The 12,416-nt window shown below is 73.5% G+C and carries 1 protein-coding gene; it reads right to left on the bottom strand.

From position 1 onward, the window contains the following. Positions 1-25 precede the first annotated feature (25 nt). Positions 26-12,403: a type I polyketide synthase gene (locus Ahu01nite_RS44350; protein ID WP_203842783.1), complete on the bottom strand. Its 12,378-nt coding sequence runs from the start codon at positions 12,401-12,403 to the stop codon at positions 26-28. Positions 12,404-12,416: the final 13 nt, after the last annotated feature.

Below are 12,416 nucleotides of genomic sequence, written 5' to 3' on the forward strand. Positions count from 1 at the left end.
CGACCCTTCAGGCGAGTTCATCGGATCAGGACCGGCCGAGCTGGTCGTCGAGCAGCATCAGCAGCTCGTCCGCCGACGCGGTGCGCGCGTCCGTCGCGATCTCGGTGGCTTCGGTACGGGCATGGGCCCCGTCCCATCGGGACAGCAGGGCCCGGAGCCGGGTGCTGACGGCGGCGCTCTGCTCGTCGTCCGGATCGAGCAGGGACAGCGCGGACTCCAGGCGGTTCAGTTCGGTGTCGATGCTCGGTGTCCCGGCCTGGGTCAGCTCGGTGAGCACGTGTGCCGCGAGCGCGACCGGTGTGGGGTAGTCGAAGATCAGCGTCGCCGGCAGGCTCAGCCCGGTGGACGCGTTGAGCAGGTTGCGGAACTCGACCGCCGTGAGCGAGTCGAAGCCCAGGTCCTTGAACGCCTGGCCGGGTTCCACGAGCCCGTCGCCACCGTGCCCGAGGACGGCGCCCGCCTGCTCCCGGACCAGATCCAGCACGGCGCGCTCGCGGTCCGCTCCGATCAGCTCGCCGAGCCGGCCCGCCAGGTTCTGCGGCGCCGCGGAATCGATCGACGCCGCGGGGCGGTGCGCGTCGGGGAGGTCCCGCAGCAGCGGTGTCGGCCGGGCCGGGGCGAACAGTTCCCAGTCGAAGTCCGCCACCAGCAGGGCCGGGTCGCCCTGACGGACAGCCCGGTCGAGGGCGGCGACCGCGCGGCCGGGTTCCATCGTGATCATGCCCCGGCTGCGGAGGTGCCCGCTGAGCTGTTCGCGGACCATGCCGCCGCCGCCCCAGGGGCCCCAGGCGACGGAGGTCGCGGGCAGGCCCGCCGCCGCGCGCCGTTCGGCGAGCGCGTCCAGGAAGGCGTTGGCGGTCGCGTAGTTGCCCTGGCCCGCGGCGCCGAACGTGCCCGCGATCGACGAGAACAGCACGAACGCCGACAGCTCCCGGTCGCGGGTCAGCTCGTCCAGGTTGATCGCGGCGTCGACCTTCGGGCGCAGCACCGCGGCGAACCGCTCCGGGGTGAGCGCGGTCAGCACACCGTCGTCCAGGACCCCGGCCGCGTGGACCACCGCGGTGAGCGGGTACTCCGGCGGGATCGAGGCCAGCAGGTCCGCCAGCGCCTCCCGGTCCGCGGCGTCGCACGCGGCGATCGTGACGCGGGCACCGAGCGTGGCCAGCTCCGTCCGCAGCGCCTCGGCACCCTCGGCATCCGGTCCACGCCGGCTGGTCAGCAGGAGATGCTCCGCGCCCCGCGACACCAGCCATCGGGCGACATGCGCTCCGATCCCGCCGGTCCCGCCGGTCACGAGCACCGTACCGGTGAGGTTCCATTCGCCGGGCCGGCCCGCGGCTGCCCGCACCAGCCTGCGGGCGAACACCCCGCCGGTGCGGAGCGCGACCTCGTCCTCCTCCTGGGAACCGGCCAGGATTCCCGCCAGGCGTGCCGCGGCGAGGTCGTCGAGGACGCCGGGCAGGTCGACGAGGCCGCCCCAGCGTTCCGGCTGTTCCAGCGCGGCACACCGGGCGAGTCCCCACACCATGGCCTGGTCGGGGCGGACGGGCTCGTCGGAGCGTCCGACGGACACCGCGCCCCGGGTCGCGTACCACACAGGCGCGGTGAGCCCGGCGTCACCGAGTGCCTGGACCAGCGCGAGCGTCGGGTAGACACCGCCGGACGGCAGGTCCGGGTCGAGGGCGAGCAACGACAGTACGCCCGCGATCGGCTCGCCTGTCGCCAGCCGCGCGGCCAGTGACTCCCGGTCGGTCGCCGGGCCGGTCCGGACCGGGAGCACCCGGGCGCCGTGCTTGCTCAGCGCCGCGGCGACGGGTTCCTCACCCGCGCCGTCCCGGCTGACCACGAGCCAGGTTCCCGCCAGTGTCGCGGTGCTCTCGCGAACCGGCCGCCAGGAGACCTGGTAACGCCAGCCGTCGGCCGCGGGGACCGAGGCCGGCGTGGGCCAGAACCGGCGGCGGCGGAACGCGTACGTGGGGAGGTCGACGTCCCCGCCGCCGCCGGTGAGCTCGGTCCAGTCGACGGCGATGCCGAGGACGTGCAGGCCGCCCACGGCCGTCGCCAGAGCGAACAGCTCGGGCCGGCGACCGCGCAGTGCCGGGACGAACTCGGCGCCGGGAACGTTCTCCCGGCCCAGGGCGGTGAGCACCTCGCCGGGACCGACCTCCAGGAAGACATCGATGCCCTGGTCCCGCAGCGTGCCGACGGCGTCGGCGAACCGCACGGCCCCGCGCACGTGCCGCACCCAGTAGTCCGCCGAGCCCAGCTCCGCCGCGGTGGCGGGCGCGCCGGTCAGGGTGGACACGATCGGCAGGGCCGGCTCGTGGAACTCCACGGAGTCGAGCACCGCGCGGAAGTCGTCGAGCATCGGCTCCATGAGCGGCGAGTGGAAGGCGTGGCTGACGCGGAGCCGGGTCGCCTTGCGGCCCGCCCCACGCCAGCGTTCGGCGAGGGACTCGACATCGGCGGTGACGCCGGACAGCACGATCGACGCCGGCCCGTTCACCGCCGCGATACCCACGGTGCCGTTCAGCTCGGGCAGGACCTCGGCCTCGGTCGCCTGGAGCGCGACCATCGCACCGTCGCGGGGCAGCGCCTGCATCAGGGCGCCGCGCGCCGCCACCACCCGGGCGGCGTCCGGCAGCGACCACACACCCGCCACGTACGCCGCGGCCAGCTCGCCGATCGAGTGCCCGGCCAGCGCGTCCGGCCGGATTCCCCAGGACTCCAGCAGCCGGAACAGCGCGACCTCGATCGCGAACAACGCGGGCTGCGTCACCCCGGTCTCGTTCAGGGCGTCGGCGTCGTCGCCGAACAGGACCTCGCGCACCCGCGGGTCGAACTCCGCGAGCACCGCGTCCAGAGCCTCGGCGAACAGCGGGAACCGCGCGGCCAGCTCGCGGCCCGTGCCGAGCCGCTGCGAGCCCTGTCCCGAGAACAGGAACGCCAGCCGGTGTCCCGCCGTGGCGCCCGAGACCACGCCGGGGGTGGTCCGTCCCTCTTCGAGCGCCGCGAGGGCCGTGATCAGCCCGTCCCTGTCGGCGCCGACGACGACCGCCCGGTTCTCGAGGGCGGCGCGCTTCGTCGCGAGCGTGGTGACGACGGCGGCCGTGTTCAGTTCCGGGTGCGCGACGAGATGGGCGCGCAGCCGGCCGGCCTGCGCCCGCAGCGAGTCGCCGCCCCGGGCCGACAGCAGCAGCGGGAGCACGCCCGGGTCCGGTGCGGCCCTCGGCGCGACGGTCCCGCTGACCGGCGCCTGCTCGATGATGGCGTGCGCGTTGGTCCCGCTGAACCCGAACGAGGACACCCCGGCCCGGCGGGGACGGCCGGTCGCCGGCCACGGGCGGGCCTCGGTGAGCAGGCTGACCTCGCCGGCCGACCAGTCGACCTGATCCGTCGGCTCGCTGACGTGCAGCGTCCGGGGCAGGACGCCGTGCCGCATCGCCATCACCATCTTGATGACACCGGCGACACCGGCCGCGGCCTGGGTGTGCCCGAAGTTGGATTTCAGCGACCCCAGCCACAGTGGGTCACCCTCACGTTCCTGACCGTACGTAGCCAGCAGCGCCTGTGCCTCGATCGGGTCACCGAGCGTGGTGCCGGTGCCATGGGCCTCGACCGCGTCCACCTCGGCGGAACCCAGGCGCGCGTTGGCGAGGGCCTGCCGGATGACCCGCTGCTGCGACGGGCCGTTCGGCGCCGTGAGACCGTTCGAGGCGCCGTCCTGGTTGATGGCGGAACCCCGCACGATCCCGAGCACGGTGTGCCCGTTGCGCCGGGCGTCGGACAGCCGCTCCAGCACGAGCAGCCCGGCGCCCTCGCCGAAGCCGGTACCGTCCGCGTCCGTCGAGAACGCCCTGCACCGGCCGTCGGCGGACAGGCCCCGCTGCCGGCTGAAGTCCATGAACCCGCCCGCGGTCGACATCACCGCCACCCCGCCGGCCAGCGCCAGCGTGCACTCCCCCGACCGCAGCGCCTGAGCCGCCAGATGCAGGGCCACCAGCGACGACGAGCACGCGGTGTCCACGGTGACGGCCGGGCCCTCGAAGCCGAACGTGTACGACAGCCGGCCCGACATGACACTCGCCCCGTTGCCGGTGCCCAGGTATCCCTCGAAGTTGTCCTCGCTGGCCGCCAGCAGGGCCAGATAGTCCTGCATGTTGGTCCCGGTGAAGACGCCGACCGGATGCCCCCGCAACGTCTGCGGATCGATACCGGCCCGTTCGAGTGCCTCCCACGAGATCTCCAGCAACAGCCGCTGCTGCGGGTCCATCGCCATCGCCTCCCGCGGGCTGATCCCGAAGAACGCCGGGTCGAACAGGTCGGCGTCGCGCAGGAACCCGCCGTCGCGGACATAGGTGGTGCCCGGGTGATCGTGTGCCGGGTGGTACAGCGCGTCGAGGTCCCAGCCCCGGTCCGTGGGGAACCCGGCAACCGCGTCGACGCCGGACGCGACGAGGTGCCACAGGTCGTCCGGCGACTCGACCCCGCCCGGGTAGCGGCAGCCCATGCCGACGATGGCGATCGGCTCGTCGGTCCCGGTGACCGTGCGGGCCGTCACCGCGGCGACCGGTGCGCCCGCGAGTTCGGCCCCGAGGTACGCGATCAGCGCCACCGGACTCGGATGGTCGAAGACGAGCGTGGCGGGCAGCCGCAGCCCGGTGGCGGCGCCGAGCTGGTTACGCAGCTCGACGGCGCTCAGCGAGTCGAAACCGAGATCCTTGAACGCGCGATCGGGGGCGATGGCCTGCGCCGAGCCGTGACCCAGAACGACGGCGACGTGACCGAGCACGAGGTCGAGCAGGGCCTGGTCCCGGTCGGCGGTGGACAGCCCGGCCAGCGACCGTGCCAGCGCTGAACCGGTGGCGGAGCCGGTGCCGGCGGTCCGCCGGGCCGGGCCGCGAACCAGCGCGCGCAGCATCGGGGGAACCGGGTTGGCCCGGGCCTGCCGCCGCAGCGCGCTCAGATCCAGCGTCATCGGCGCCAGCACGGCGCGCCCCGCCGAGCCGGCCGCGTCGAACAGCGCCAGGCCGGCGGCGTCCGCCGGCAGACCCCAGGACAGCGCGGTGCCGGGCAGACCGGCGGCGCGGCGGCGCCGGGCGAGTGTGTTCAGGAACGCGTTCGCCGCGGCGTGGACGCCCCGCTGTGCGGCGTCGAGGATGGTCGCGGCCGGGGAGAACACCACGAACGCGGACAGGTCCCGGTCCCGCGTCAGCTCGTGCAGGTTCCAGGCGGCGTCGAGGCCGGGCCGGAGCACCGTGTCGATCGATTCCGGCGTGAGGTCGCCGGTCTGCATGCCCGCGGTGTGCAGGACCGCTGTCACCGGGTGCTCGGCCAGCAGTTCCGCCAGCGCGTCCCGGTCACCCGGCTCACACGCCGCGAGCGTGACGTCGGCGCCCAGAGCGGTCAGCTCGTCGCGCAGTTCCGTCGTTGTGCCGGGCCCGCTCACCAGTAGCAGGCTGCGCACACCCCGATGGGTGACGAGGTGCCGGGCCAGTGGGCCGGCGAGCTCCTCCGGCGTACCGGTCACCAGCACTGTGCCGGATCCGAATCCGGGATCCTCGGCCACCTCGTCGCCGGTCCGGACCAGACGCGGCACGCCGGCCACACCCGCGCGTACCACCAGCTCCGGCTCGCCGGTGGCCAGTGCGGCGGGCAGGGCGTCGAGGGACGACGCGTCGTCGTCGAGATCGACCAGCACGATCCGGTCCGGGTTCTCCGACTGCGCCGACCGCACCAGGCCCCAGACCGCGGCGTGTGCGAGGTTCTTCGCGACCGCGTCCCGGGTCACGATGACCAGGCGGGCGGTGTCCGGCCTCTCGCCGGCCGTCCAGGCTCGCAGCACTCCCCAGGCCCAGTGCGCGGCCTCCTGCGCGCCCGCGGCCGGGTCGGTGCCGGCGGTGACCGGGCAGGAGACGGCGACGAATCCGGCCGCCTCGCCGAAGGCGACCGGTGCATCCGGTTCGGCCCAGGTGACCGCCGGGGCGTCGCTCTGCGGATCGGCAGCGGGAACCCAGTCCACGCCGAACAGCGCGGCGCCGCGGTCGCCACCCACTCCCTGCTCCAGTGCGACCGGTCGCTGCACCAGCGAGGCGATCGTGGCGACCGGGGCCCCGGTACCGTCCGCCAGCACCAGCGACACGCCGCCCGAGCCCGTCGGGGACAGGCGGACACGCAGCATCGTCGCTCCGGAGGCGTGCACGCGCACCCCCGACCACGCGAACGGCATCCCCTCGGGGGCGCCGTCCATCAGGCCGATCGCCTGCAGCGCCGCGTCCAGCAGCGCCGGGTGCACACCGAACCCGGTCACGCGTACCCCGTCGGGTAGCGCGACCTCGGCGTACACGTCGCCGTTGCGGCGCCAGGCCGACCGGAGCCCCCGGAAGACCGGGCCGTACCCGAAGCCGAGCCCTGCCAGGTGCTCGTAGAACCCCTGCGTCGCCACGGTCTCGGCCCCGGCGGGGGGCCATTCCGTCAGCCCGCTGCCGCCGGGCTCCCCCGACTCGCGCAGCACCCCGGTGGCGTGCCGGGTCCAGGACCGCCCGTCGTCGGTGTCCCCCGACCCCGCGTAGATGGTCAGCTCGCGCCGGCCGGAGTCGTCCGCGCTGTCGACCCAGACCTGCACCCGCACCGGTCCGCTCTGCGGCAGGACCAGCGGGGCCTCCAGCGTCAGCTCCTCCACCAGATCGCAGCCGACCTGGTCTCCCGCCCGGACAGCCAGCTCCACGAATGCCGACCCCGGCAGCAACGGCGTGCCCTGGACGGTGTGATCGGCGAGCCACGGGTGGGTCGGGACGGACAGCCGGCCGGTCAGCAGCACACCGTCCGTGCCGCCCACCGCCACGGCCGCGCCCAGCAGCGAATGCTCCGTCGTGTCCAGTCCGAGCACCCCGGCGTCACCCGTCGACGGCAGGACATCGGGCCAGTAGCGGTCCCGCTGGAACGCGTAGGTGGGCAGGTCCACCCGCCGGCCGCCGGACGCGATCGCCGGCCAGTCCACCGGCAGGCCCCGCACCCAGCCCTCGACCAGCGACGTGACGAAACGCTCCGGGCCACCCTCGTCGCGACGCAGCGAGCCGAGGACCGCGGCGTCCACGCCGGCGGCGTCCAGGGTCTGCTGAACGCTGAAGGTCAGCACCGGGTGCGCAGAAGCCTCCACGAAGAACCGGTAGCCCTCGTCGAGCAGGGCCCGGGTCGCCTCCTCGAAGTGGACCGTCCCCCGGAGGTTGGTGTACCAGTACCCCGCGTCCATGACCGTGGTGTCCAGCCAGCCGGGCGTCACCGTCGAGTAGAACGGCACCCGCGCCCGCCGTGGCTCGAGACCGGCCAGGGCCCCGCGTACCTCCTCCTCGATCGACTCCACCTGCGCGGAGTGGGAGGCGTAGTCCACCGGGATGCGCCGCGCCCGGATCTCCCGGGCCTCGCATGCGGCCAGCAGCGCGTCCAGCTCGGCCACGTCACCGGAGACCACCACCGCCGACGGCCCGTTCACCGCCGCCACGGACAACCCCCCGGTCAGCATCTCCCGGGCCTGGTCCACCGGCAGCGACACGGACACCATGCCGCCCCGGCCGGACAGCGCCAGGATCGCCTTCGAGCGCAGCGCCACCACCTTGGCCGCGTCGTCCAGCGACAGCGCACCGGCGACGCACGCCGCGGCGATCTCGCCCTGCGAGTGCCCGACGACGGCGTCCGGCTCCAGCCCGCAGGATCGCCACAGCTCCGCCAGCGACACCATGACGGCCCACAGCGCGGGCTGGACCACATCCACCCGCTCCAGCGCTTCCGCGTCACCGAGCACGTCGGGCAACGACCAGTCGACGTACGCCGACAGGGCCGTCGCGCACTCCCGCATCCGCTCCGCGAACACGGGCGACGACTCGATCAGGCCGGCCGCCATGCCGGCCCACTGCGAGCCCTGTCCCGGGAACACGAACACGGTCCCGCCCCGCAGATCCGCAACGCCCCGGACCACCGTGGGCGCCGCGTCACCGCCGGCCAGCGCCCGCAGGTCCGCGGCCGGGCCGGGACCGACGAGCCCGGCGCGGTGGTCGAGGGCGGGACGCGCGGTCAGGGACAGACCGATGTCGAGCGGCGAGAGCTCGTCGTGTGCCTCCAGGTGGGTGCCGAGACGCCCGGCCTGGGCGTGCAGCGCGGCGGCGGACCGGGCGGAGAGCAGCCACGGCAGGACCGGCAGCGCGGGAACCGGCTCCGGGGCGGCGGCCGGGCGGGCCGCGGGGGCCTGCTCGATGATCGTGTGGGCGTTCGTGCCACTGATGCCGAACGACGACACACCCGCCCGCCGGGCCCGGCCCGTCTCCGGCCACGGCTGGGGCCGGGTCAGCACCTCCACCGCGCCGGCGGTCCAGTCCACGTGTGACGAGGGTTCCGTGACGTGCAGGGTGCGGGGCAGCATGCCGTGCCGCATCGCCATGACCATCTTGATCACGCCGGCGACACCGGCCGCCGCCTGGGTGTGACCGATGTTCGACTTGATCGAGCCGAGCCACAGCGGCAGCTCCGCGGACCGGCCCTGACCGTACGTCGCCAGCAGCGCCTGCGCCTCGATCGGGTCACCCAGCTTCGTGCCGGTGCCGTGTGCCTCCACCGCGTCCACGTCGGCCGGTTCCAGATCGGCGGATGTCAGCGCCTGCCGGATGACGCGCTGCTGCGACGGGCCGTTCGGTGCGGTCAGCCCGTTCGACGCACCGTCCTGGTTCACCGCCGAGCCCCGCACCACCGCCAGCACCTGATGCCCGTTGCGCTCCGCGTCCGACAGCCGCTCGACCAGCAGCATCCCGACGCCCTCGCCCCAGCCCGTGCCGTCCGCGCTGTCCGAGAACGCCTTGCACCGGCCGTCCACCGACAGCCCGCGCTGCCGGCTGAACTCGACGAACAGGGTCGGCGTGGACATCACGGTGACGCCGCCGGCGAGCGCCATCTCACATTCACCGGAGCGCAGGGACTGCACCGCGAGGTGCAGGGCGACCAGCGACGACGAGCACGCCGTGTCGATTGTCAGGGCGGGTCCCTCGAAGCCGAACGTGTAGGACAGCCGGCCGGAGGCCACGCTGGCCGCGTTGCCCGTCGCCAGATACCCGCCGATCTCCTCGAAGACCCCGCCCAGGGTCATCCCGTAGTCCTGCGAGTTCGATCCGATGAACACGCCGACGGGCGCTCCCCGCAGTGCCGCCGGGTCGACCCCGGCCCGCTCGAACATCTCCCAGGACGTCTCCAGCAGCAGCCGCTGCTGTGGGTCCATGGCGAGTGCCTCCCGCGGCGAGATGCCGAAGAAGTCCGCGTCGAACTCGGACACCCGGTCGAGGAACGCGCCCATGCGGCTGTACGTGGTTCTCGCGCTGGTGGAGTCCGGGTCGTACAGGGTCTCCAGGTCCCAGCCCCGGTCCGTGGGGAATCCGGACACCGCGTCCTCGCCCGACTCCAGCAGGCGCCACAGGTCCTCGGGTGACTCGACCCCGCCGGGGAACCGGCAGCTCATGGCGACGATCGCGATCGGCTCGTCGATCACCGCCGGCACCGTACGCGTCAGCGCCGCGGCGACGGAACCACCCGCGAGCTCCATGCTCAGGTACGACACCAGCGCCGCGGGGGTGGGATGGTCGAACACCAGCGTCGTCGGCAGCCGCAGCTCGGTCACCACGCCGAGCCGGTTGCGCAGTTCCACCGCCGTCAGCGAGTCGAAGCCGAGGTCCTTGAACGCCCGGTCCGGCGCGATGGCCTGCCCCGAACCGTGGCCGAGCACCACGGCCACGTGGTCGAGCACGAGGGTCAGCAGCGCCCTCTTCCGCTCCGCGCCGCTGCGGCCTGCCAGCGACTGGGCCAGCGACGACCCGGCAGCGGTGCCGGTTTCGGCGGTCCTGCGCGCCGTGGTGCGGACCAGGCCCCGCAGCAGGTGCGGGATCGGCGCGGTCCGGGCCTGCCGGCGGATCGCCACCAGGTCCAGGGCGAGCGGAACCAGCGACGCGCGACCGGTCGTACCCGCGGCGTCGAACAGGGTCAGTCCCTGGGCGGGCCGGATCGGGATCAGGCCGCCGCGGCTCATCCGTTTGCGGTCCGCCTCGCCGAGCTGCCCGGTCATGCCGCCGGTCTGCTCCCACAGGCCCCAGGCCAGGGCCGTGGCGGGCAGGCCCGCCGTACGGCGGTGGTGGGCGAGCGCGTCCAGGAACGCGTTGGCCGCCGCGTAGTTGCCCTGACCGGGGCCGCCGAGCGTTCCCGCGACGGAGGAGAACAGCACGAACGCCGACAGGTCCGCGTGCTTCGTCAGGTCGTGCAGGTTCCAGGCGGCGTCGACCTTGGACCGGAACACCGTGTCGATCCGTTCCGGCGTCAGCGACCCGATCGTGGCATCGTCCAGCAGACCCGCGGTGTGGACCACGGCCGAAATCTCATGCCCGGCAAGCAATGCCGCCACCGCATCACGATCCGCCACGTCACATGCCTCGAGCACCACATCGGCACCCAGCGCGACCAGCTCGTCGCGCAGCTCCGCCGCACCCTCGGCAGCCATACCGCTGCGGCTCACCAGCACCAGGCTCCGGACACCGCGCTCCGCGACCAGATGCCGGGCGACAAGACCGCCGAGCGTCCCGGTGGCACCTGTCACCAGAACAGCATTCGGACCGAAACCGGGATCCTGCACCACCGACCGCTCAACGCGGGCCAGACGCGGAACACTCACCACACCCGAACGCACCGCGAGCTGCGACTCACCCGATGCCAGCACTTCCGGTGAGAACTCGCCCTCGTCCAGGTCGATCAGCACGAAACGGTCCGGGTTCTCCGACTGCGCCGAACGCACCAGACCCCACACCACCGCCTGCGCGACATCAACCCTCTCGCCGGCCGCCACCGCAACCGCGCCACGGGTGACCATCACCAGACGGGACTGCTCCTGCATCAACCAGGACTGCACTGTGGCCAACGCCCAGTGCGCCGCCTCGTGGGCCGCTGTCACCGGATCCGATCCCGACGTCACCGGGCACTCCTGGACCGAGAAGCCGGAAACCTCGGCGCGCCCGCCGACCGGGACCGGCAGCCAGTCGACGCCGAACAGCGCGTCGTCGGAGTCCGCCACGCCGAGCAGGCCGGGCGGCACCGGTTGCAGTGCCAGCGAGCCGATCTCGGCGACCGGGGCACCTGTGCCGTCCGCCACCACCAGTGACACCGTGTCACCGCCGGCGGGCGAGATGCGTACCCGTAGCGCTTTCGCGCCGGAGGCATGCAGCCGCACGCCCGACCAGGCGGAGGGCATCTGCCCGGCAGCCGGCGCAAGGCAGTGCAGCGCCGCGTCCAGCAGGGCGGGGTGCAGCCCGAAGCCGTCCACGCCCAGTCCGTCGGGCAGGTCGACCTCGGCGTACACGTTGTCGCCCTGCCGCCATGCCGCCCGCAGGCCCTGGAATGCTTGCCCGTACTCAAAACCGGCGGCGATCAGCCGGTCGTCGACCTCGTCCAGGTCGACGACGTCCGCACCGGCCGGCGGCCAGTCGCTCAGCGAGACACCGGCGCCGCTTCCACCCGAGCTCAGCACACCGGTGGCGTGCCTGACCCAGGAGCGGCCGTCGTCGGAACCGTCCCCGCCGGTGTAGCAGGTCAGCTCGTGCCGGCCGGAGTCGTCCGAAGCGCCGATCCACACCTGCAGCAGCGTCGCGCCGCCAGCCGGGAGGACCAGTGGCGCTTCCAGGGTCAGTTCCTCCACGACGTCGCAGCCGACCTGGTCACCCGCGCGGATCGCCAGCTCGGCGAACGCCGTACCGGGCAGCAGGACCTTGCCGTGGACCACGTGGTCGGCGAGCCACGGATGGGTCCGCACCGAGAGACGACCGGTCAGCAGTGCCCCGTTCGTGCCGCCGAGGACGACGGTCGCGCCCAGCAGCGGATGCTCGGCAGCGCCGAGCCCGGCCGCCGTGATGTCACCTACCGAAGCGGGCACGTCCAGCCAATAACGCTCGCGCTGGAACGCATACGTCGGCAGATCCACCCGCCGGGCGCCCAACCCTGCGAAGTAAGCGGCCCAGTCAACCGCCACCCCCCGCACATGCAACCTGCCAACAGCCGAAACAACAGCAAGCTCCTCAGACCTGTCAGTACGCAGGACGGGCACAAAAGCCGCATCCGGCAACGACTCCTGACCCAACGCCGACAACACGCCACCGGGACCGATCTCCAGGAAGACGTCAGCACCCGTTGCAGCGACCGCGTCCCCGAACCGAACGACATCGCGCACATGCCGCACCCAATACTCCGGCGACGTGATCTCCCCCGCGGACACGATCGGAATCGTCGGCGTCCCGAACGACACCCCCTCCAACACCCGGCGGAAGTCATCGAGCATCGGCTCCATCAACGGCGAATGGAACGCGTGACTGACCTTGAGCCGGGTCACCTTCCGGCCCGCG

This window comes from Winogradskya humida (genome assembly GCF_016862215.1).
Taxonomy (GTDB): Bacteria; Actinomycetota; Actinomycetes; order Mycobacteriales; family Micromonosporaceae; genus Actinoplanes; species Actinoplanes humidus.